The organism is Dysgonomonas mossii (genome assembly GCF_004569505.1).
Taxonomy (GTDB): Bacteria; Bacteroidota; Bacteroidia; order Bacteroidales; family Dysgonomonadaceae; genus Dysgonomonas.
This window is the reverse complement of the sequence record NZ_SPPK01000003.1, coordinates 55017-76939: the sequence shown is the minus strand read 5'-3', so window position 1 is coordinate 76939 and position 21923 is coordinate 55017. Positions and strand designations below refer to the sequence as shown.

The window sequence follows — 21923 nt, the reverse complement described above, 5'->3', positions numbered from 1 at the left end:
GATTTATTGTAATGTTACCAATTCAAAAGTTATATTTATTTCTAAATAGGTAGTAACGTCTATACCATTTTTCTTAGCGGGTATACATTTCTTAGGAATTACAGGTAAAATATCAGTTAAATGATCCGCAGTAAGACCATCTATCTTAATATCAGATATAATTCCTTTGTCCGATACAATCATGCTTATTTTTACCTTACCTCTACCCACGGATCGAACAGCTCTGGATAGTCTTATATTTTTTGTTAAAAAATCCAGAATAGGTAATTTCCCATCAGAATGCCATGCCGGAATATCAACTTCCTCCATAGAATAAATACGTTTACGGTCTTCGGAATTCAATGTATCCCCCGAATAAGTTCCATCATGATAATATATACGTCGATGGGTAAATAGGACATCACCTCCACCTAAACGCTTACAATCAATCCAATTATCATTGTCGTCGTATTTATATTTATACAGATCAATTATAAAAGAGGTGTCTCCTTGATTAGATGAAAGGTATTGGGTGAATTTTCTCTCAATATCACTTTTATCATTATAATCTATCTGTGTACTTGCATATACCTCCGAAGTCGATTGATTGTTCCTCCTGACTTTTTTTTCTACAAGTCGTCCTTGACCATTATAACCATAAATTGTAGATACACTATCCTGCAAATTTTCAGATTTTATGACTTGACCTTGTGAGTTATAAAACAAATTCACCTTATCATTTCCATAAGCAGTAACAATATTATTTTCATATAAAGCATTCTTTAATTTTCCGTTTTTATAATCATACTTATGAGTTAATTCTCTTGCAGGTTTTTGATAAGTTATTTCTTGTTCCAATTTCCCTTTGTTAGAATATATGTAAATCCTAGAAAAGAAAGAGTCTACTTTAAGAGTCATTACTTTCCCTTCTTCATCAAAATCATATATTATTTTAGACAACCTTGTCTTATTATCCTTCGCATATTGTTCTTCTACCAATCTTTTTACTTTTCCCCGCACACCAAGTTTCCCCCAGTCTGTTTGCACATTTTGTATCAACCCGATAAAAAGAACCATATTAGGGTCTTCCTTTAAGAAATCTATTTCTGCCGGAGGAGTAAAGCTTATTTTCTCTTGTCCGTAAATGGGATTAAAAAAGACCAATAAAAGAGCTATCAGTATTTTCTTCATATCATAGTAAGAATAAACTTTGTTTGTTATATATCAATAATATACGCTGTCGGACAAAAATACAAATAAGAATGAAAAGAAGTGAATTAAATATTCTACATATGACTTTATATTACCTATCTATTCCGTATTTATCTAATTGTATATTAGTTAAGCTTTTAAAATTAGAATAAAATATGACTTTTATACACAAAAAAATGTGTAAAAGCCTTATCCAAAATGGATAACAAGCTTTTACACACTTAAATTATATATATTCTATATTTCTACTTAGAATGGCAGATCGTCACCATCGCCACCGCTACTAAAATCTACAGGTGTAGAAGGAGCCGATTGTTGGGGTGCAGCACCGTATCCCGCTTGGGGAGCTTCGGGAGCACCTGCTCCTGCCGGATCAACCTTCCATGCACGCAGGTCTGTATACCAGTTACCATTATATTCGCGGCTTTCTATATCGAACGATACATCGAGAATATTGCCAACCTGCAAAACAGACTCGTTAATTTTATCACCCCACAATGTAACACATACTTTTTTAGGGTACATTCCGTCTGTTTCCAGTATTATACTCTGTTTTCTCCACTCTCCGTTCTTACCCATACCCGTTTGTACAGGCATCACTTGAATCAATTTCGCTGTTAATTGCATTATAGTTAGTTTCTTTTATATTTTTCAAATTGGAGCATAAAAGTACAAAAAAATCCGCACCTATCAAGTTTCATTGGTAGGGATATTGTGCTTTGCATTTTCTTCTGCCTGTATCCTTTCTGCGGAAGCTATAAATTCTTTATAGTATGACAAAAGTAAAGTTGTAAGAGGTATTGCGATAATCATTCCCACGATGCCGAGCAATGATCCCCACACAGAAAGTGAAAGGAGAATGATGGCAGGATTCAGCCCCATCGCCTTACCCATTATACGAGGCACAAGAAATAAATCCATGATACACTGAACAATAATATATATAAGTGCGACTAGTCCGAGCATCATCCAAAAGCTATCGTTTGTCTGTGAAGCTCGCAACCAGCAAAGCAATATTGCGGGAGGGAAGGTGATAACCTGCAAATATGGAATCATGTGCACAAGTCCTACAATAATACCGAACATAATAGCCAACGGTAATCCGATAAGCTGAAATCCCGTAGCATACAGAATAGCAAGAATCACACAGATAAAAGCCTGATGTCTGAAGTATTTATTCATGCTGGTCTCCACATCCAAAGTAATACGATTTACGACAGGACGATATTTGGGAGGAATGAGGTATCTCCACAATTCGTTTATTTTATCATAATCGAGAAGAATAAATATTAAATACAAAAGGACGATAAAAACGACAGTAAGACCAACTAAGAAAGAAATAGTATTGGAGAATATCGCTTCAACAGCAGGACTCAGATATTGAACAATTTCGATCAAGTTGTCTCTGGATAAACTATCTTGTATTTCTTTAAAATCTACATAACGCGAAAATATATCTGCAATACTCATAGGAATGCCATCGTGGCTGATAGAAGACAAATCATAAGTAGCGATCAGACCATTTATTTGCCATATTTCATTCTCTATAAGCGGAACTAATATAAAACCTAATAGAGTAATAAAACCGGCCACAGAGAGAAGCGTTAGAACAACAGCCAGAGAGTGAGCCAATCTCAATCTCTTTTGATAGAATCGAACCAAAGGATTTAGCATATACGCCAATAGCCATGCAATAAGAAAGGGTAGCAAAACATCCTTCAAAATATACAGAAAATATAAAGCTCCCCCTATTGCAATAACACTAATGAGCATACGGATAGTCCTGTCGAATGTAAAAGGTTTTTCAAAAGGCTGGTTCATAATCTGTTTAGCTTCTTAATTATTTTATTTATATATCTTTACAAAGATATTTATTTTTCTAATTTAATTTCAGCATTTTGCTCATGAAGAATTTGAAAATCCGGTATTTATTAATATTCTTTGTTCTAGCGCATTACACTTTGTCAGCCCAAACAAGAGAACAAAGCCTACAACAATTTTTAAATAACAAAGGTTTAAAACACGCCTCTGTTGGAATTTGCGTAAAAGATTTCTCGGGAAAAGAAATAATATCAAACGATCCGGATAAAGCTTATACTCCGGCATCGATACTCAAAGTAGTAACTACAGCGAGCGCACTCGAAGTATTCGGACCTGACTATAGATATAAAACAACATTGGCAAAGGATAAAAACAATAAAAATGGTTTGCTCATTCATGGATATGGAGATCCCACGCTAGGAACAGAATTTCTGGATAATACTCCTTCCTTATTTCTTTCTCAGTGGATACACAAAATAAAAGAAAACTTTCATTCCAACGACAAAATCGATATCACCATTATAGATAATTATTTTGGATATGACGGTATTTCGGAGCAATGGACATATCAGGATATCGGAAATTATTATGCTTCAGGGTCATACGGAATAAGTATCTTTGACAATACCTATAAGCTTTACTTCAATACGCTAAATGCGGATACTTGTCCCCTGATTGTAAAAACTGAACCGGAAATAAACATCGATTTCCAAAATAGACTCAAGCTGAATAATAATGATGCAGATAACGGATACATACATGGGTCTCCCATGTCAAATAAAAGGCTTCTAACAGGAGATATCCCCGCAGGAAAGGAATCATTCAGCATAAAGGGAGATATCCCGAATCCGGGGCTCTATTTAGGTCAGGCAATAAGCAAACTATTGCAGGAAAACAAATATGAAGTGGGTACGGTGAATACTACCTATGAAAAATATTTTAGTAAGAAGTATCAGAAAGAAAAGAAATATTTCGATGAAAAGGTATTCTATACACACCTCTCATTTCCTATGAAAGACATTATAAAGGATACCAATGTAAGAAGTAATAACCATTATGCCGAACACCTGATACGCACAATAGGACGAGATAAAAACAAAGATATTTATTATTCGGCTCTCGATGCAGGGATAGAAGGAGTAAACGATCTGTGGAAAAGCAAAGGATTAGATACAGAGGCACTAATAATGTACGATGGAAGCGGATTATCTCCGGCTAATGCTGTAAGCCCCAGCTTTATGTGTGACCTTCTCGTTTATATGCAGACAAAAAGCAAATATGCTGATGCCTTCTTAGAATCTCTGCCAAAAGCAGGAAAAGACGGAACAGTAAGAAATCGATTGAAAGGCACCTCATTAGAAGGGAAAATATCGATGAAAAGCGGGAGTATCGGAGGAGTGCAATGCTTTGCAGGTTATTACATAAACGGATACGAAAAGTATGCATTTACAATTATGGTAAATAAATTTACGGGATCACGCAGCGAGATAGTAAAAGCAATAGACGCCCTTTTATTATCAATCTTCTAAGGATTTTTCCTTGCTTGTAACTATTACCAATGTAACAGCACCTATTACAAGAGCGAGCCCGAAGAAACTATTCCACCCGAATGGTTCTCCAAAATGTAATATGCCAACTAAAGTAGCCACTACAGGCTCCATCGATCCGAGTATGGAGGTAATGGTAGATCCGGCATACTTAACTGCCGAAACCAAAGCCAATCCCGAAAGAACGGTCGCAAATAAGGCCAATCCTATCAGATTAAACCACGACATGGCATTCGGAACTATTTCTATACCTGTGGTAGAATATGAAAACACAGAGAAAATAAATGCTCCGAAAAGCATTACATAAAATGTAAACACCTCAGGATCAATGATTTTAATACTATTTCTGTTTAAGCTAACAATATAAGCTGAATATGTAAAAACAGTCATTAATACAGACAAAAGCCCCCTGGTATTAATAAATCCTGTATCGCTCCAACACAACAAAGCAACTCCAACTAAAGCCAAGACGGCTGCAAGCAATAAGTTACGAGATAATTTCTCTTTATAAAACATGATCATCATGCACGCAACTACCACAGGATAAAGGAAATGGATAGTAGTAGCAACTCCGCTGGAGATAAAATTATAAGAGTAAATTAAACCCATCGATGTCATCGTATAAAGCAACCCCAAGAATAACAGCTGAGTAGCCAATTTAGGAGAGATTCTAAAGTTTCTTTTCCGAATAAGACATACAATGCCCAGAAAAGCTGCCGCCAACAAACTCCGATAAAACAATATAGAAGGAATATGCATCCCTGATTTTAACAAGGGAATAGAGAAAAATGCTATCAACCCGAAGGTTCCGGATGATATCAACGCTAATGCAATTCCTTTTGATTTACTCATTATATTTTCAGTGCGAAAGTCAGCAAAGTTAATATTTCATTTTCATTGTTATCATATTTTCGATATCGCCACGCAAGAAACAAAACTAACATTCTGATTATATTATAATTACAATTATAAAATCAAAAAATTATAATAACTAAGACAATTAAGCATCACATAACCAAAGCATCTGAATATTTGTTTAAATAATAAATTATTCTTTATATTTGGAACTTCAAAAATAAAAAACATAATAATCAATTAATAATAAGAAAGTTACGATGAATATAGTAGCCGAAGTTTGTGCAAATTCAGCACAATCAGCAATCGAAGCTCAAAAAGGAGGAGCTGTTCGGGTAGAATTATGTGATAATCTCGAAGAAGGAGGGACAACCCCTGCCCTTTCGCAAATAGAATTCACACGGAAAAATTTGATTATACAGGTGAATGTAATTATACGTCCACGCGGAGGTGATTTTTTATATAATGATCTCGAGTTTGAAATGATGAAAAGAGACATCCATCATTGCGGTCTAGCGAAATGTGACGGAGTTGTTTTTGGCATCTTGAATGCTGATGGAACAATAGACAAAGTAAGAAATAAAGAACTGGTTGAGATTGCTCACCAATATGGCATGAGCACTACTTTCCATCGAGCATTCGACAGATGCTCTGATTTGAGTAAATCTCTCGAAGATATTATCGGACTGGGATGCGATAGAATACTTACCTCCGGCGGAAAGAAAACAGCCCCTGAAGGAAAAGAGATTTTAAAGCAATTAATAGAAAAAGCAAACAACCGCATCATCATTATGCCGGGTGGAGGAATTACAGAAAATAACATTGCAGATCTTGCAAAGGCAACAGGATTGAAAGAGTTTCACGGTTCTTTCAGGAGTCGGTACAAAGGAGAAATGCAATACCAATCCCCCATCTTCGACAACTTCAACGAAGAGTATTCGATATTACTATCAGATGCCGAAAAAATAAAATTAGCAATAGAAAATGCCAACAAAGCATAAAGAATATTGTTAATTTATATTGTACTGTAAACTAGCACATAAAAAAGAAAACAAAAAGTGCTAACTTTGCAGTGCAAATAATTATTATCCCCTTTTAAATAAGATGAATTTCAAATATGATATAATTGTCGTTGGGGCAGGTCATGCAGGCTGCGAAGCAGCCGCAGCGGCAGCCAATATGGGCTCGAAGACTTTGCTCATAACAATGGACATGAATAAGATTGCCCAAATGAGCTGTAACCCCGCAGTAGGGGGAATAGCAAAAGGACAAATCGTTCGAGAGATCGATGCGCTTGGAGGGCAAATGGGTATCGTTACAGACAAGACAGCAATACAGTTTCGCATGCTTAATAAATCAAAAGGGCCGGCAATGTGGAGCCCGAGAGCTCAGAGTGACAGAGCAAGATTTATTATGAAGTGGAGAGAGATTATTGAAAACACCGATAATCTTTTTATTTGGCAAGACACTGTCACTTCACTCATTATTCAAGACAAAACAATAACAGGAGTAAAAACGGCGATGGGTGTGGAATTCTCGGCCAAAGCGGTAGTTCTTACCAACGGAACGTTCTTGAATGGATTGATGCATATTGGTAAAACACAACTCGGCGGAGGGCGTGTTTCTGAACCCGCTTCATTCGGAATCACCGAACAATTGAGGGATTTTGGGTTCACTACCGACAGGATGAAAACAGGAACCCCTGCCCGTATAGACGGAAGAAGCGTTGATTTCAGCCTGATGGACGAGCAAAAAGGAGATGATGACTTCCACAAGTTCTCATACCTTGACTATGCGCCACGCACACTGAAACAACTTAGCTGCTGGATAACATATACAAACGATGATACTCATTCCACATTACGCGATGGATTGGATGATTCTCCACTATACAACGGGCAGATAAAAAGTATTGGGCCACGATACTGTCCAAGTATAGAAACAAAGATAGTTACTTTCGAAGAGAAAACATCTCACCAACTATTTCTCGAACCGGAAGGAGAAAGCACACAAGAATACTATTTAAATGGGTTCTCATCTTCTCTCCCACTCCATACTCAAATTGAGGCTTTACAGAAAATACCGGCATTCAGAAATATACATATATATAGACCCGGATATGCTATAGAATACGATTTCTTCGACCCTACTCAACTAAAACATACGTTGGAAACGAAGCTCGTTAAGAACTTGTTTTTTGCCGGTCAAATCAACGGAACTACAGGTTACGAAGAAGCGGGAGGACAAGGATTAATAGCCGGAATAAATGCGCATATCAATACGCATGGAGGCAACGAATTTGTCTTAAAAAGAGATGAAGCATATATAGGTGTACTGATAGATGATCTTGTAACAAAAGGCGTAGACGAACCTTATAGGATGTTTACATCAAGGGCAGAGTATAGAATTCTTCTTCGTCAAGACGATGCTGATGTACGTCTAACAGAAAAAGGATACAACATAGGTTTGGCAAAACAAGAAAGAATTGCTCTATTAAATGAGAAAAAAGAAGAGGTTCAAAAGATAATAAACTTCGTGGCTAATTACTCCCTGAAACCGGAATACATCAACGAAGGATTATCCAACCTGGGAACCAACCCTCTTAAGCAAGGCATGAAGCTAAAAGATGTAATCACACGTCCACAAATCACAATAAAAAGCATCGCAGAATACATCCCTGCCTTCAAAGCAGAACTTGATAAAATCCCGAACAGAAAGGAAGAAATAATCGAAGCAGCGGAGATCATAATCAAATATGACGGCTATATAAAACGTGAACAAACGATAGCCGAAAAGATAACACGACTGGAAAACATTCGAATCAAAGACAAATTTGACTACGAAAATATCTCTTCCCTATCAACAGAAGCACGACAAAAATTATCAAAAATAAACCCAGAAACAATTGCTCAAGCAAGCAGAATCCCCGGCGTTTCACCCAACGACATATCTATTCTTCTTGTGCTACTAGGCAGATAAATGAAGATGTTTCACGTGGAACGTATGCTAAAATAAAAATTGTTCCACGTGAAACACGACTAATACTAAACAAAAAAATGGACAAAAAAGAAAAGGAAGAAAAGCTTTTAACTCTCCGAGAAACGGTAAGAAACATACCCGACTTCCCGATACCCGGAATTCAATTCAAGGACGTCACTCCATTATTTAAAACAAAAGAATCTCTATCAAATCTTACAGAAGTTCTTTTAGACGAATACAAGAATAAAGGAATAACAAAAGTTGTTGGTATAGAATCGAGAGGTTTTATCATGGGGCCAATTATGGCCTTAGAACTTGGAGCCGGTTTCGTCCCAATTCGAAAACCCGGAAAATTACCTGCAGAAGTATTCGAACAGGAATATGAAAAAGAATATGGAGTAGATAAAATTCAAATACATAAAGACTCTCTATCAAAAGACGACGTGGTGTTGATCCATGATGACCTATTAGCTACAGGAGGTACAATGTATGCTGCATACAAATTAGTAAAGGACATGGGAGTGAAAAAAATATATGTCAACTTTATCATTGAGCTGGATGCACTAGAAGGTAGAAAGCTATTCCCTGCAGAGATTGATATTAATTCTTTGATTCATTACGAGATTTAAATTCTATAAAAAATTTAGGAGGAGGGGAGAAAAAAGAATTCTTCCCTTTCTTTTTGATTATAAATAGATATTCATTTGTAGTATAGAAAACAAATTAATAATTTCACGTAAAATACAATAAGTAAAGAAAAGAGTACGATGATTAATGATTATTTGAAAAATATCATTAGAAATATCCCCCAGAAGCCTGGTTGTTATCAATATTATGACGACAAGGGAGTAATCATATATGTAGGGAAAGCAAAAAATCTAAAAAAACGGGTTTCTTCATATTTTACAAAAAACCATGAGGATAGTCCAAAGACGAGAATACTGGTCAGCAAGATAAAAGATATCAAATATATCATTGTTGAATCAGAAGAAGACACTCTCCTACTTGAAAATAGCCTGATCAAAGAATTTCAGCCACGATACAACGTAATGCTGAAAGATGACAAATCATATCCGTCTATCGTTATTAGGAATGAATATTTTCCTAGAATAGAAATAACGAGAAAAATATTAAAAGATGGCTCTAAATATTTTGGTCCATACTCTAATGTGCTGAGTGTAAAGACTCTCCTGGAGTTGATCCACAAATTGTATCCTATTCGTACATGCTCATTAAATCTTACGCCGGAGAAAATTGCAGAAGGAAAATATAAAGTCTGTCTAGAGTATCATATAAAAAGATGTAAAGGTCCTTGCGTTGGTTTACAGAATTCTGAAGAATATATTAAAAATGTAAATGCTATTCAGGAAATCTTAAAAGGGAATACCAATCTTGTAAGCGAATCTATCTATTCAGAAATGCAGGCGCTAGCCGAGAAGCAAGAATTTGAAGAGGCAAATAAACTGAAAGAAAAATTTATATTAATTGAGAATTTCAAAAATAAATCAACCGTAGTAAGTTCAATCAAATATAACATTGATGTATTCAGTTATGACGAAGATGCAGATGCAGGATATATCAATTATTTGAATGTGTATAATGGTGCTGTTATACAGGCATATACATTCGAATATAGAAAACGGATAGAAGAAGAAAAAGAAGAATTGCTTGCTTTGGGAATTATTGAGGTAAGAAAAAGATTTGGCTCTACAGCGAAAGAAATTGTTGTTCCATTTCTTCCCGACCTGAAATTAGATGGTGTAGAAATTAATATTCCTCAACGAGGCGATAAGAAAAAACTATTGCTTCTTTCAACTCAGAATGTAAGACAATACAAACTAGACAAATTAAAAAGAGCAGAAAGCTTAAATCCGGAACAAAGAGGTACTCGCATTCTGAAAGAAATGCAAAAAGACCTGAGCCTCAAAGACTTGCCATCACACATTGAATGTTTCGACAACTCTAACATACAGGGAACCAACCCCGTGTCGGCATGTGTAGTCTTCAAAATGGGAAAACCTTCAAAAAAAGACTATCGCCACTTCAATGTTAAAACAGTAGTTGGGCCTGACGATTTTTCAACAATGCGAGAAGTTGTATATCGCAGATACCACAGACTTATAGAAGAAGGAAGTCCTCTACCCCAGCTTATTGTTATCGACGGAGGCAAAGGTCAGCTAAGTGCAGCTTGTGAATCGTTAAAAGAACTTGGTATTTATGGCAAAGTAGCCATTGTCGGGATAGCGAAAAGGCTTGAAGAGATCTACTACCCGGAAGACTCTATCCCACTCTATTTGGACAAAAACAGTGAATCTTTAAAGATTATACAACACCTTAGAGATGAAGCACATAGATTTGGAATTACATTTCACCGAAACCAAAGAAGTAAGGGACAAGTGAAATCTGAATTAGATAATATCAAAGGCATTGGTGAAGAGACTAAACGACTTCTACTGAAAGAATTCAAAAGTGTAAAAAGAATAAAATCAGCGTCTAACGAGGAAATCGAAAAAGTAGTAGGTAAACACAAAGCTACATTAATTGGGAAATATTTTACCGAAAAAAAAGAGTTATAAAATTAAATATCTGTACTATAAAACTTTACACTTGTAAGAAATTATACCTAAAAAGATTCGCTCTAAAATAGCGTATAATCATTCATCACATTTAAACATTTAACTTTCTCGAAACTAAATAAGTCGGTAGACGTTATAATATTATAACACATAAACTAATTAAAAATAACGTACACATGAGAAATGATTTATTTTATTCTGTAAAACAAGCCGTCAAATACTGGTGGGTTTCATTGTTAATCGGACTACTAGCTATAATGCTGGGAATTTGGTGCTTAACATCTCCGTGGACTACAATTACAGCATTATCAATTGTATTTTCTGTAACTTTCTTTGTTAGTGGTGTTTTCGAAATAATATTTGCTGTGTCAAATAGAAATACACTCAAGGGCTGGGGGTGGACTTTAGTAAGTGGTATTATAGACTTATTATTTGGTATCATTCTTATATCAATGTCTCCTGCAGTAATCGCAATCGTACTCTCATATTTCGTTGGGTTCTGGGTAATGTTCCAGTCTATCTGGGGAATAGGAGGAGCCGTAGAATTACAAAGAAATGGAGCTAAAGGCTGGGGATGGTTGCTAACATTAGCTGTTTTGGGTGTGATTTTGTCATTTATTTTCATAATGAGTCCTGTTCTAACATCAGGATTTATAGTAGCGCTCATTAGTATTTCGTTCATCTCTTATGGTTTCTTCAGAATATACCTTGGGATGAGATTAAAATCTCTTCACAAGGAAATGGAAAATATTGAAAAAGAAACACATAACGAGTAAGTAGAATGGGATAGCATTTAATTTTTTGGAACAAAAGATTGAGAGGTGTCTACTTTTAAGACACCTCTAATCATATATAGATTATATCCTAACCTCCGGAAAACCACCATCGACAGATATTTCTGCTCCCTGTATGAAAGAAGCATCATCAGAGGCAAGGAATGTTACCACTTTAGCAATTTCAGAAGGCTGCGCAAACCTCTTTAGTGCAACTTGAGGTAACACATATTCTACAATGCTATCTATCTGATTTTTAGAAAGATTAGATCGATCGAAATAATTTGTACTTACCGGCCCGGGACTTACTGCATTTACACGAATATTCCTCGAAGATAATTCTGCCGCAAATGTCTTCACAAAGGATAAAATCGCCGATTTGGCAGCAGAATAAACAGCAGAATTCTGCATTCCCATCTTTGTCACGTTCGAAGAATTCAATATTATGGAACTCCCCTCTTCCATCAATGGTAATACTTGTTGTACCGTAAACAAAGTCCCTTTTACCAACACATTAAACATCTCATCGAAATGCTCTTCTGTGACTGCCTCAATAGGCGCATATTTCCCAAAACCTGCATTTACATACAGGATATCTATCCGAGGTGAAATCGACTTGATCTTTTCATTAATAGCCAATAAATCAGACATATTCCCACTATCCGAAACGAAACCTACAGCTTGATTTCCTAATTCAGCCACTGTTTTATCTACTGTCTCTTGATAGCGTCCTGTAAAAATGACTTTTGCTCCGTTCTCAATAAAATCGATAGCTGTCGCCTTACCTATACCGCTTGTAGCTCCTGTTATAAGGGCTACCTTTCCTTCTAACTTTTTCATATTTGTTCTATTTAATTAAACAGTACAAATATATTCTGTCATAGAGTCACCTAAAATCCATTTCTTGCTATTATAGAGGAAAAGTAATTAGACTAAAAGCGAACAAATTCAGCAAGAAATGGATTCTATAATTGTAAACTACTATGTAGCTTTGTAGAATAAAAAACCAAAACTATGCTTAATCAAGAATCATTAGATTTCAATCGCATCAAAAAGGCAATAGAATATATTAGTGAAAACTACAAATATCAGCCTAGTTTGGATAAGATTTCAGAACATATCCATCTTAGTCCCTTCCATTTTCAGCGATTATTCAAAGAATGGGCAGGTGTTAGCCCTAAACGCTTCCTACAATATATAAGCATACAACATGCAAAACAGATCTTAAGAGAAACACAAGCAACACTATTCGATACCGCATACGAAGTTGGCTTATCAGGCACGAGCAGGTTGCATGATCTATTCATAAATATAGAAGGAATGACCCCTGCCGAATATAAAAATGAGGGAAGCTATCTTACTATAAACTATAGCTTTGCTCTCAGTCCATTTGGAGAAATAATTGTGGCTTCAACCCCAAAAGGAATTTGCCACATGTCATTTGCAGAAGACCATGAAGAAGCAATAAAGAACCTCACAAGTATTTTTCCTAAAGCAAATTATCAAAATTCAGCAGACGAAATTCAAAAGAATGCAATACGGATATTCAATTTGGATTGGGAGAGTCTTGATAAAATAAAATTACACATCAAAGGTTCTGATTTTCAGATTAAAGTGTGGCAAGCCTTACTAAATATCCCGATGGGGCAATTATCGTCATACCAGAATATTGCTAATCTCATAAAGAGCCCTAAAGCTAGTCGGGCAGTGGGAAATGCTGTGGGGCAAAACCCCGTAGCATATCTCATTCCTTGCCATCGAATAATACAGTCTACAGGGGCTCTGGGAGACTATCATTGGGGACATATCCGCAAGACGTCTATGATCGGGTGGGAAGCTGCTAAAGTATATCAATAGTAATACAGTGGATTATACAAATAATTATTAACCTCAACTTGTGTTAGTAATAAATGAAGCAACTTAGGTATATTTGCAAATTAATCTCTAATTTTAAAGTCCATATCTAATTATGCGACTCTATTTTATCAAACATGAGGATATTAATACAAAGAGTAAGTAAAGCATCAGTTACAATCAACGGCAGTATAAAATCAGCAATAAATCAAGGGCTTCTTATCCTTGTAGGTATAGAAAATTCAGATAGTAAAGACGACATAGAGTGGCTCTGCAACAAGGCTGTAAATCTTCGTATATTTGATGATAAGGAAGGTGTAATGAATTTATCAATAAAAGATATCAATGGCGAAATACTTGTAGTATCGCAATTTACCTTACATGCTTCCACTAAAAAAGGAAATCGTCCATCTTATATATATGCAGCCAAACCCGAAATTGCAGTACCTTTGTACGAAGAATTTTGTGCCGTTTTAGGGAACAAGCTAGGTAAATCGGTACAAACAGGCGAATTTGGAGCAGACATGAAGGTAGAACTCATAAATGACGGTCCTGTAACTATATGGATCGACTCGAAAGTAAAAGAATAACATGACAATAAAAGAAGCACAACAGGAAGTAGACCAATGGATAAAAACCGTGGGCGTACGCTATTTCAGCGAACTAACCAACATGGCTATCCTCACCGAAGAAGTGGGCGAATTAGCCCGCATTATGGCGCGTACATACGGAGATCAATCTTTCAAGAAGTCTGATCTGAACAAAGATCTTGGTGACGAAATGGCCGATGTATTGTGGGTACTTATCTGCCTCGCAAATCAAACAGGGATAGATCTTACAGACGCCCTAAAAAAGAATATTGAAAAAAAGACTAACAGAGATAAAGACAGGCATATAAACAACGAAAAATTGAAATAGAATGGCAGAAGTAGATAAATACAGAGATACTCTAAAAAAATATAAAACAGACATCAAGGATGCTGATATCACTCAGAAAGTAAATGAGATAATCAGTAAGAAATTCGATCAGAATAATACCAAAGAGGTATATAAGAGGATATATTCCTGCATAGATCTCACATCATTGAATGCAACAGATACGCGCGAAGAAATCTGGAATTTTACAGAAACAGTAAACGACTTCGAAGGATCAAGCGATGTAGACAATGTAGCAGCGATATGCGTTTTCCCCAACTTTGTAGAAACAGTAAAAGAAGCTTTAACGGCAAATGTAAATATAGCCTCAGTAGCAGGTGGATTCCCCTCATCTCAAACATTTACCGAAGTTAAAATAGCAGAAACAGGACTTGCTGTTGCAACTGGAGCCGATGAAATAGATATTGTACTCAATCTAGGATACTTCCTGGAAGAAAATTACGAAGACGTTTGTGAAGAAATAGACGAAATAAAGAACGCATGCCGTGAAGCAAAACTAAAGGTAATACTTGAAACAGGAGCACTAAAAAGCGCTAAGAATATTATGAAAGCCTCTATTCTTGCATTATACTCAGGAGCTGATTTTATAAAAACTTCAACAGGAAAAGTATATGAAGGTGCTACTCTCGAGGCAGCATACGTTATGTGTACTGCAATTAAAGAGTATAACCAGAAAACAGGGAATAAAGCCGGATTTAAAGCTTCAGGAGGTATTTCTACAACAGAAGATGCCGTAAAGTACTATACGATAGTAAAAGAAGTCCTGGGCGATGAATATCTGAATAAAGAATATTTCCGTATAGGAGCAAGCAGATTAGCTAACAACCTATTGGAAAGTATTAAGTAGGGCATACCTATCGCCAGACACATAAAAAAGATCGGCACGAAAATCGTACCGATCTTTTATTTTCAGAATAAGATTCTGATAACTGTGAAAAGGTTCACAGTGAGCTATTTACTTTTTCAGTTCAGCTTTTGCTGCTTTCACGTTACCTTTAGCTTCTTCCTTTTTTGCTTTCACTTCTGTCTTAGCTGCTTTCTTTTCTGTTTTTGCAGTTTCTTTAGCTTCTTTCACTTCAGTTTTAGCTGCTTGTTTGGCTTCCTTAACTTCTGTTTTAGGGGCTTTTTTTGCTTGATTAGCTGTTTTTACATCTTGAGCCATTACACTGGTAGAGGCGATTAATGCGATAGCCATGATACCTGAAAGAATAATCTTTTTCATAAATAATACTTAATTAAAAGTGTTAAACTATACTGTTTAAATACGCAACAAATGTATGCTGGTTTTTGAATTAACACAGGTTAAACCGCGTTAAAAAAAAAGCCACTTTGTGTAAGTATTACTAAAGAATATTTTCTTCGTTTAAAAGGTATACAAATGCACTGTTTACAAAATAAAAATAGATACTGTATCAATCAAAAAATCTGAAAAAAACTTAATTTAACATATAATTAGATCAAAATGTCAGAATCAACTATCAAAAGTAAAAATAGTAGCCTATAAAAGTCCGACAAAGCATTACCTAATCGCTTGTCTTACACGATCAATAAAGGATTTTCGCATCTCGTCAGTTCCTTTTGATGTTCCTTCACAGCTCAACCAAACACTGTTACGGATACCAACCGGGTTGAGCATATCTCCAATAAGGCCATTTTCGATCGTATTTTTAAAGTTAGGGCTCGGATGCTCAGACGTAGTAATAATAAGGGATTGCTCTATGTCTAAAAGAGCATTGAAGCCTCCTTCGTAATTAAAAGCAAAATCTTTCAACAGCACTTTGTCAAAAAAACCTTTCAAAATAGCAGGCATAGTATTCCACCAATTAGGGAAAATAAATATCATTTTGTCAGATTTTTTTATCACTTGCTGATATCTAAGAATTAATGGATCAAGTACTTTTCCTTTGTTATATACAGACAATTCATCTTCTGTAAACACCGGATTAAAGTTATCTTTATGGAGATCTAATACCTCATAAGCCACATTATTATTATCATATTCGTCAATAATTGCATCCAATATTGCTTTATTAAAACTACCATGCCAAGGATGAGCAAAAACGATTGTTACCATATCTTTTTATTTATATAATTCAAACTTATGCTGTAACCAAAACTTCAATACCAAGACCAAGCCCTTCAACACGGTCTCCTATCTTTCTTAAATCTTCCACAGGCACTTTTTCAAGGTTTTTTTCAGGGGTTTCTCTGTCGATAGTGTAAATCATAACCTCGCGGGGTTTTGTCGCTCTAACAGCCTCTAACCAAGCCGAAACTTCACCCTCTGTTGTATTATCCACTACCCTACCCTTATGACTACCTCTTACAAACATTGTTTGCATAATAAAATTGCCTTCGAAGCGTTTAAAAAGTTCTATCTGCTTTTCTATACTATACTCAGGCGAATTAGGACGATCTATCAACCGCACAGTATCAATACAGGCCGAGTCAAGCTTAAGTATGTTATTATCTACCTTTTTCAGTGCATTAAACACTTTCTCCTTTCCGGCATGCATAGCATTCGAAAGCACACTGATTTTAGTTTGAGGGTAATACTTATCCCGAAGTTCGATTGTATCATCAATAATTTCAGCAAATTGAGGATGTATCGTCGGTTCTCCATTTCCGGCAAAAGTAATTACGTCCAATGCTGTTCCTTCTTTTTGCAAATGCATCAGCTTGTCTTCCAGAGCAGCTTTAACATTTTCACGACTAGGCAATTTAGTCTTTGTCCTGAAATTTTCATTATACCCACATTCACAATAGATACAATCGAACGAGCACAACTTGCCATCGTAAGGAAGCAAATTCATACCCAAAGATGACCCTAAACGACGACTGTGTATAGGACCAAACACTATTTCATGAAACAATATAGTTGACATATTATTTTATTTCTAAGCTCTAATTTTTAATAATATACAAAGTTACTGCTTTATCACTCTCTGCAATATAAACATATTGATTTTTCAGTTCTACAATCTTGGAGTTTTAACAGAAATAAGATATACAGCGAGAATAAAGACCTAAAAATTAACAAATTCCATTTTTTGTTCCACATGAAACGAAGCACAATAATATTTTACTTCAAAAGGTGACAATCAGAAATATACATAATATACTGATTTAATGAATATTAAATATAAAAAGGTGACAAAAGTGACACTTATTTGGCTACTTTATTCTGTCACTTTATATTCTCCTTCATATAATTTATAATAATTGATCTTTTCTTCCTCAGCATGATAAGAGAATAGATATAAATAGATAATTTTTGAGAATAAACAGAAATAGAGAGGAATTCTGTTTTACTTAACGGGGCATTTTATTCAACATGAAAAAATAGGAATCTACAGAATTAGATAATCCAATTTACGCCATACATTATCAGTACATAGCGCACAAACTTACCGGCAAACATGGTTGCATTTACGATATAAACATTGGCACGCATAAAGCCTAAGGCAAGGGCTATAATATCACCTACAACGGGCAGAAAACTAAAAAATGCCATTGCTGCACCTTTCCCTTCCAACCATCGCTGCATTTTATCTATTTTATCTTTCTTTACTTTGAGGTATTTCTCTATCCATTCTACCTTTCCGAGATGTCCTAAATAGTAATTAGTCATTCCCCCTAACCAATTTCCCACAGAGGCGATAAGAACGCACGACCAACCGTTAAGACCGGCTGCAATAAGACCGACAAAAACGACTTCGGAACCGAAAGGTAATATAGTAGCCGCAAGAAAGGATGCTAAAAACAGACCTATGTAGCCATACTCTACAAATCCGTCAAGCATATTTCAACTTATAGAATATGTATATTCCAAAACCAACAGCAAATACACACAGTCCTATCCCGAGTTTCTTTACCCACGACTCGGTTTTGAGGCTTTCTTCGTCGTATTTTGCTTTACGCATCAAAGAGCGTGGACTCGATATCATTATAATACCGAAAATAAACATAAAGACAGGATATAAGAGATCTAGATAAATAAAATTACGCATATTCGTTATTATTTAAGATGTTTGTCCTTTCTTCTTTGAAGAAAAATATATGAACACAGCACAAATATACTTAGAATAGTAATATAAAAACTTAGTTTTTGTAGCAAAGTTCCTTTATAATAAGCCTCTACTCTACCCGAACTATCAATAGGGATCTGCACAAGACCTTGACTACTTTCTGTAACAGGAATACTTACTCCGTCGAGATACGCAGCATATCCTTTATAATAAATGAGAGGTAATTCGATACTGTCTTTCACATTGGTTTTTATATCAAACCGGGTAATATAGTCAAACCGTTCAAAGTTATATACTTCTATTTCCTTTAGCTGAGACGTCACGCTATCTCCACGTTGTAGGATAAATAGATCAGGATAGGGCATTCTTGAAGGATAATATTCCATTCCCGCCATTGTATAATGAGTGGTTTCGTTCAAATAATTTTTATTGGATAAACGAGCCTCTATCTTTATTTCTTTATACGTTGAAGCATCAATTACAATAACAACCGAAGTTAAAACGACCAATAATGAAAACGCCACAAGCTGAATATTTTTTTTTTTACACAGCAAGTATATGTAATAAGCTCCTGCCACAGAAAAAAAGAAAACAACAAACTCGTATAGCCTCCACGGGAACTGTATAAGACTCAGATAAGACAAAGGGAAGCGTGTCCAGGGTGTTAAAGTGGATGTGAGAACAATATAAAACAACCCGATAAGAACCCCTATATCGATACTTCTTATATATTTCTTTTGTTCCTTATTTCCTCTCACAAAAAATCGCAAGCATAACGAAACAAGGAGCAACAACCCTATCCCTGTAGATTTCTGACCGAGCGTAAAGCCTTCAACTGAACCTCTCAAGATGGTCAACCAATCGAGCCTGCTCTGTGCAGTAGTGTAAGGCGAGTATTTAAACTTCTGAAAGTAAAATATATCGGATAAGATTTGTTCAAAAAATGGAAACAAATAATAGCTCGTCAAAACGATTGTAACCACGCCTGCCAAAATCAAATAGTATATACGCTTGGGCTCTTTTATCATATCTCTATAATAAACAACCAGTATGATACTTATTGTAATAAACAACAGCAAAGTGGAAAGGACATGCGTAAAAATCATCAAAGAAAATCCAATGGCAATAACGTACCACTTCCGATAATCACCCTTAATGATATAAAAAAGTCCTAGAAAAACAATCGGCAGAAAAGTAAATGAAAAGGCTTCGCCCCATGCTCCTCTATAATATAAATCGAGCAGACGATATAAGCAAAAAGTATACAGTATCGAGCTCATAGATGCCACATACGCACTCTTATAAACTCTACGAACAAAAATGTACATAAAAGTTCCGCACATCATTGTCATAGAAAAATAAAGGAACCAATAGGCAAAATCCTTACTCGTCAAATTAGCTAATAGAGCGTATGGAATGAGAATAAAATCGGAATAAAATGTTTTTACAAGGTAGCCATAGCCATAAAGCCCCTGATAGTCTATATAGGAAGGAAATGTTCCATCTTTCAGCCCTTGCATTAAGGCCTCGAAGCGAGCATTGTGAAAGTAATAGTCATCGCCACCCAAAAACTGAGTTCCGTATGCAAAAGAACACAAAACAGAAAGAAATAATAAAACAGAGAAGAAAATCCAAAAATGATATTTCTTATCTGCTATAAGACTATCTAGCTTCATTTTCTCTTCTTTTCTGTAAAAATATAAAAATACACAAGCTCAATATGCTCAAAACTGTTATACACAGGCTTATTCTCTGTGTAATAGTTCCCTCATAATATACTTCTACCCTACCCGATTGATTACCCGATAATTGAACTAATCCATCATCACTTTCCGAAACAGGAATAGCTTTCCCATCAAGACGGGCGGTATAACCTTTATAGTAAATCAATGGCAATTCCAGAGCTTCTCCATTGGTTGCATTCAGGTTAAAAGCCGTTACTCTTCCTGACCGTTTAAAGTCAGATATCTGCATCCCTCCATAATTTGACTTCACACTGTCCCCTCTCTGATGAAGATATTCTACAGAAGGTACTCTATCGGGAATATATTCCAGCCCTCCTAAATGATAATCATTCGAAATATCTGCACTCTGAGTAACAGGACGCCCACAACGATAGTTTTTGTATGATTGCGCATCGTTTACAAGCACCAAAGCTATTCCGGCAACAATCATTATCCCCCCAGCCAAAAATCGCTTATTCGTCTTTAAAATTCGTGATAAGTAATATCCCCCTGCCACTGCAAAAAAGAAACACGAAAACTCAAGCAAACGCCATGGGAGCTGAATAAAGTTCAACAAGCTGAACGGAAATACCGACCAAGGAAATATCGGCAGACAAGCGATAATATAGATAAAACCTACAATAACGGCGATATCAAGACTCCTTAATTCTTTCGATTTTTCATATACAAACAACCGCAAAATGATACCAAATGTAAGCAAGAGACCTACACCGGGAATAAGAGCTTGCTCCGGAATAATTATTCCTACAAACATTCCCCAGATAATCCAATGCAGTCCAAGTGCAGAATCCTGAGCTTTAGACATCAATCCACTGCTCTCATAATAAAACGTATTGGAAAGCATTTGCTCCATCATCGGGAAAATATAGTAAGCGGTTATGATCAAAGTTACAACACCTGCAAAAACAAGATATTTTATACGTTTAGGCTCTCTTAGCAATGATTTATAGCAAATCCCTAAAAAGATAAGTATAGTCACAAACATTAGAACCGATGATATAAGGTGCGTAAATATCATCAGGCTAAAGCCTATAGTCAAAACGTACCATTTCTTACAATCACCCGTGATAATATGGTACAATCCCAAAAAGACAATAGGCACAAAAGTAAAAGACAAGGCCTCTCCTATTGCAGCCCTGTGATATATATCAAGCAACCGATAAGCAGCAAACGTGTACAACAGTGCTGCTATTGCAGCAGCGTACGAACTTTTATAAATGGTATTGATTGTTATGTAAGTGAATACACCACACAAAACAGTCATGGTAAATATCATAAACTGATATGCAAACGCAGCATCGGTAAGATTACCAATCAAAGCAAAAGGTATAAGTATAAAGTCGGGATAGAAAGCCTTTGTAAGATAGCCATAACCATCGATGGCACTATAATCGAGATAGATGAGCCACGGACTATCTTTCAGACCATCCATCAATGCCTGTAGCCTTCTGTAGTGAAAAAAGAAATCCTGCCCCGGACATAAGGGCTGATAAAAATACATCATCAACAAAGACAGAAAAACCAACAAAGCAAAAAATACCAAAAACTGATACCTTTTGCTTTGCATTATTTTGTCTAAAAGATTATTCATAAACCAAGTAAATTTGGGTAAAGATAA

The 21923-nt window shown here is 35.8% G+C and carries 22 protein-coding genes; 10 read left to right on the top strand and 12 right to left on the bottom strand.

Annotated elements, in window-relative coordinates:
* Window positions 1-3: 3 nt before the first annotated feature.
* From E4T88_RS10290 to E4T88_RS10280, 3 genes are all read right to left on the bottom strand, one after another.
* Complete coding sequence (locus E4T88_RS10290) at window positions 4-1170, bottom strand: hypothetical protein (protein ID WP_135105362.1); 1167 nt, start codon at window positions 1168-1170, stop codon at window positions 4-6.
* A gap of 270 nt (window positions 1171-1440) precedes the next feature.
* Entirely contained in the window at window positions 1441-1818 is a 378-nt protein-coding gene (locus tag E4T88_RS10285; RefSeq protein WP_135105361.1) for a DUF3127 domain-containing protein, read from the bottom strand.
* 63 nt (window positions 1819-1881) lie between these two features.
* A complete protein-coding gene (locus E4T88_RS10280) occupies window positions 1882-3012 on the bottom strand; it encodes an AI-2E family transporter (protein ID WP_135105360.1) in 1131 nt (376 codons plus the stop codon).
* An 83-nt stretch (window positions 3013-3095) separates the two neighbouring features.
* Here E4T88_RS10280 and dacB point away from each other — a divergent pair, with 83 nt between their 5' ends.
* Entirely contained in the window at window positions 3096-4541 is a 1446-nt protein-coding gene (gene dacB, locus E4T88_RS10275; protein WP_135105359.1) for a D-alanyl-D-alanine carboxypeptidase/D-alanyl-D-alanine endopeptidase, read from the top strand.
* On the opposite strand, the gene E4T88_RS10270 is transcribed toward dacB, so the two are convergent.
* Complete coding sequence (locus tag E4T88_RS10270; RefSeq protein ID WP_135105358.1) at window positions 4530-5411, bottom strand: DMT family transporter; 882 nt, start codon at window positions 5409-5411, stop codon at window positions 4530-4532. The genes dacB and E4T88_RS10270 overlap by 12 nt on opposite strands.
* 263 nt (window positions 5412-5674) lie before the next feature.
* Here E4T88_RS10270 and E4T88_RS10265 point away from each other — a divergent pair, with 263 nt between their 5' ends.
* The 5 genes from E4T88_RS10265 (at window position 5675) to E4T88_RS10245 (ending at window position 11745) form a co-directional block, all read left to right on the top strand.
* Entirely contained in the window at window positions 5675-6415 is a 741-nt protein-coding gene (locus tag E4T88_RS10265) for a copper homeostasis protein CutC (RefSeq protein ID WP_135105357.1), read from the top strand.
* A gap of 103 nt (window positions 6416-6518) precedes the next feature.
* Window positions 6519-8393 (top strand): tRNA uridine-5-carboxymethylaminomethyl(34) synthesis enzyme MnmG, encoded by a 1875-nt coding sequence (gene mnmG / locus E4T88_RS10260; RefSeq protein ID WP_135105356.1) that lies wholly within the window; start codon window positions 6519-6521, stop codon window positions 8391-8393.
* Window positions 8394-8470: 77 nt separating this feature from the next.
* The gene (locus E4T88_RS10255) at window positions 8471-9022 is read left to right on the top strand and encodes an adenine phosphoribosyltransferase (protein ID WP_135105355.1); all 552 of its coding nucleotides are present in this window, start codon (window positions 8471-8473) and stop codon (window positions 9020-9022) included.
* 138 nt (window positions 9023-9160) lie between these two features.
* Complete coding sequence (gene uvrC, locus E4T88_RS10250; protein WP_135105354.1) at window positions 9161-10969, top strand: excinuclease ABC subunit UvrC; 1809 nt, start codon at window positions 9161-9163, stop codon at window positions 10967-10969.
* A gap of 176 nt (window positions 10970-11145) precedes the next feature.
* Window positions 11146-11745: an HdeD family acid-resistance protein gene (locus E4T88_RS10245; protein WP_135105353.1), complete on the top strand. Its 600-nt coding sequence runs from the start codon at window positions 11146-11148 to the stop codon at window positions 11743-11745.
* 81 nt (window positions 11746-11826) lie between these two features.
* Here the strand turns inward: E4T88_RS10245 and E4T88_RS10240 are convergent, their stop codons facing one another.
* Window positions 11827-12582, bottom strand: coding sequence for an SDR family oxidoreductase (locus E4T88_RS10240; RefSeq protein WP_135105352.1), 756 nt, complete (start codon window positions 12580-12582; stop codon window positions 11827-11829).
* 174 nt (window positions 12583-12756) lie between these two features.
* Here E4T88_RS10240 and E4T88_RS10235 point away from each other — a divergent pair, with 174 nt between their 5' ends.
* The 4 genes from E4T88_RS10235 to deoC all read left to right on the top strand — a co-directional run bounded on the left by E4T88_RS10235 (window position 12757) and on the right by deoC (window position 15379).
* Window positions 12757-13599 (top strand): methylated-DNA--[protein]-cysteine S-methyltransferase, encoded by an 843-nt coding sequence (locus tag E4T88_RS10235; RefSeq protein WP_135105351.1) that lies wholly within the window; start codon window positions 12757-12759, stop codon window positions 13597-13599.
* A gap of 134 nt (window positions 13600-13733) precedes the next feature.
* Window positions 13734-14186 (top strand): D-aminoacyl-tRNA deacylase, encoded by a 453-nt coding sequence (gene dtd / locus E4T88_RS10230; protein WP_135105350.1) that lies wholly within the window; start codon window positions 13734-13736, stop codon window positions 14184-14186.
* Window position 14187: 1 nt separating this feature from the next.
* Entirely contained in the window at window positions 14188-14514 is a 327-nt protein-coding gene (locus tag E4T88_RS10225; RefSeq protein ID WP_006841611.1) for a nucleotide pyrophosphohydrolase, read from the top strand.
* Window position 14515: 1 nt separating this feature from the next.
* Window positions 14516-15379: a deoxyribose-phosphate aldolase gene (gene deoC / locus E4T88_RS10220; protein ID WP_135105349.1), complete on the top strand. Its 864-nt coding sequence runs from the start codon at window positions 14516-14518 to the stop codon at window positions 15377-15379.
* Between the two features lie 108 nt (window positions 15380-15487).
* Here the strand turns inward: deoC and E4T88_RS10215 are convergent, their stop codons facing one another.
* The 7 genes from E4T88_RS10215 to E4T88_RS10185 form a co-directional block, all read right to left on the bottom strand.
* Window positions 15488-15754: a hypothetical protein gene (locus E4T88_RS10215; RefSeq protein WP_006841609.1), complete on the bottom strand. Its 267-nt coding sequence runs from the start codon at window positions 15752-15754 to the stop codon at window positions 15488-15490.
* A gap of 297 nt (window positions 15755-16051) precedes the next feature.
* Entirely contained in the window at window positions 16052-16606 is a 555-nt protein-coding gene (locus tag E4T88_RS10210) for an NAD(P)H-dependent oxidoreductase (protein ID WP_135105348.1), read from the bottom strand.
* Between the two features lie 25 nt (window positions 16607-16631).
* Window positions 16632-17417 carry a radical SAM protein gene (locus tag E4T88_RS10205; protein ID WP_135105347.1) on the bottom strand — a complete coding sequence of 262 codons (786 nt, stop codon included), beginning with the start codon at window positions 17415-17417 and terminating at the stop codon, window positions 16632-16634.
* A gap of 473 nt (window positions 17418-17890) precedes the next feature.
* A complete protein-coding gene (locus E4T88_RS10200) occupies window positions 17891-18334 on the bottom strand; it encodes a YqaA family protein (RefSeq protein WP_135105346.1) in 444 nt (147 codons plus the stop codon).
* Window positions 18327-18542 (bottom strand): hypothetical protein, encoded by a 216-nt coding sequence (locus E4T88_RS10195; RefSeq protein WP_135105345.1) that lies wholly within the window; start codon window positions 18540-18542, stop codon window positions 18327-18329. Before E4T88_RS10195 ends, E4T88_RS10200 begins: the two co-directional genes overlap by 8 nt.
* Window positions 18543-18550: 8 nt before the next feature.
* Window positions 18551-20236 carry a putative glycosyltransferase family protein gene (locus tag E4T88_RS10190; protein WP_135105344.1) on the bottom strand — a complete coding sequence of 562 codons (1686 nt, stop codon included), beginning with the start codon at window positions 20234-20236 and terminating at the stop codon, window positions 18551-18553.
* On the bottom strand, window positions 20223-21896 hold the full coding sequence (locus E4T88_RS10185) for a putative glycosyltransferase family protein (protein WP_135105343.1): 1674 nt from the start codon (window positions 21894-21896) through the stop codon (window positions 20223-20225). The genes E4T88_RS10190 and E4T88_RS10185 overlap by 14 nt, the downstream gene beginning before the upstream one ends.
* Window positions 21897-21923: the final 27 nt, after the last annotated feature.

Bases quoted from the DNA above. Each gene is read 5' to 3' on its own strand.
- E4T88_RS10280 (WP_135105360.1), bottom strand. From the start codon at position 3,012: ATGAACCAGCCTTTTGAAAAACCTTTTACATTCGACAGGACTATCCGT.
- E4T88_RS10195 (WP_135105345.1), bottom strand. From the start codon at position 18,542: ATGCGTAATTTTATTTATCTAGATCTCTTATATCCTGTCTTTATGTTT.
- E4T88_RS10290 (WP_135105362.1), bottom strand. From the start codon at position 1,170: ATGAAGAAAATACTGATAGCTCTTTTATTGGTCTTTTTTAATCCCATT.
- E4T88_RS10235 (WP_135105351.1), top strand. From the start codon at position 12,757: ATGCTTAATCAAGAATCATTAGATTTCAATCGCATCAAAAAGGCAATA.
- E4T88_RS10265 (WP_135105357.1), top strand. From the start codon at position 5,675: ATGAATATAGTAGCCGAAGTTTGTGCAAATTCAGCACAATCAGCAATC.
- E4T88_RS10245 (WP_135105353.1), top strand. From the start codon at position 11,146: ATGAGAAATGATTTATTTTATTCTGTAAAACAAGCCGTCAAATACTGG.
- dacB (WP_135105359.1), top strand. From the start codon at position 3,096: ATGAAGAATTTGAAAATCCGGTATTTATTAATATTCTTTGTTCTAGCG.
- E4T88_RS10285 (WP_135105361.1), bottom strand. From the start codon at position 1,818: ATGCAATTAACAGCGAAATTGATTCAAGTGATGCCTGTACAAACGGGT.
- E4T88_RS10255 (WP_135105355.1), top strand. From the start codon at position 8,471: ATGGACAAAAAAGAAAAGGAAGAAAAGCTTTTAACTCTCCGAGAAACG.
- E4T88_RS10200 (WP_135105346.1), bottom strand. From the start codon at position 18,334: ATGCTTGACGGATTTGTAGAGTATGGCTACATAGGTCTGTTTTTAGCA.
- E4T88_RS10185 (WP_135105343.1), bottom strand. From the start codon at position 21,896: ATGAATAATCTTTTAGACAAAATAATGCAAAGCAAAAGGTATCAGTTT.
- dtd (WP_135105350.1), top strand. From the start codon at position 13,734: ATGAGGATATTAATACAAAGAGTAAGTAAAGCATCAGTTACAATCAAC.
- E4T88_RS10270 (WP_135105358.1), bottom strand. From the start codon at position 5,411: ATGAGTAAATCAAAAGGAATTGCATTAGCGTTGATATCATCCGGAACC.
- E4T88_RS10240 (WP_135105352.1), bottom strand. From the start codon at position 12,582: ATGAAAAAGTTAGAAGGAAAGGTAGCCCTTATAACAGGAGCTACAAGC.
- deoC (WP_135105349.1), top strand. From the start codon at position 14,516: ATGGCAGAAGTAGATAAATACAGAGATACTCTAAAAAAATATAAAACA.
- mnmG (WP_135105356.1), top strand. From the start codon at position 6,519: ATGAATTTCAAATATGATATAATTGTCGTTGGGGCAGGTCATGCAGGC.
- E4T88_RS10210 (WP_135105348.1), bottom strand. From the start codon at position 16,606: ATGGTAACAATCGTTTTTGCTCATCCTTGGCATGGTAGTTTTAATAAA.
- uvrC (WP_135105354.1), top strand. From the start codon at position 9,161: ATGATTAATGATTATTTGAAAAATATCATTAGAAATATCCCCCAGAAG.
- E4T88_RS10205 (WP_135105347.1), bottom strand. From the start codon at position 17,417: ATGTCAACTATATTGTTTCATGAAATAGTGTTTGGTCCTATACACAGT.
- E4T88_RS10190 (WP_135105344.1), bottom strand. From the start codon at position 20,236: ATGAAGCTAGATAGTCTTATAGCAGATAAGAAATATCATTTTTGGATT.
- E4T88_RS10215 (WP_006841609.1), bottom strand. From the start codon at position 15,754: ATGAAAAAGATTATTCTTTCAGGTATCATGGCTATCGCATTAATCGCC.
- E4T88_RS10225 (WP_006841611.1), top strand. From the start codon at position 14,188: ATGACAATAAAAGAAGCACAACAGGAAGTAGACCAATGGATAAAAACC.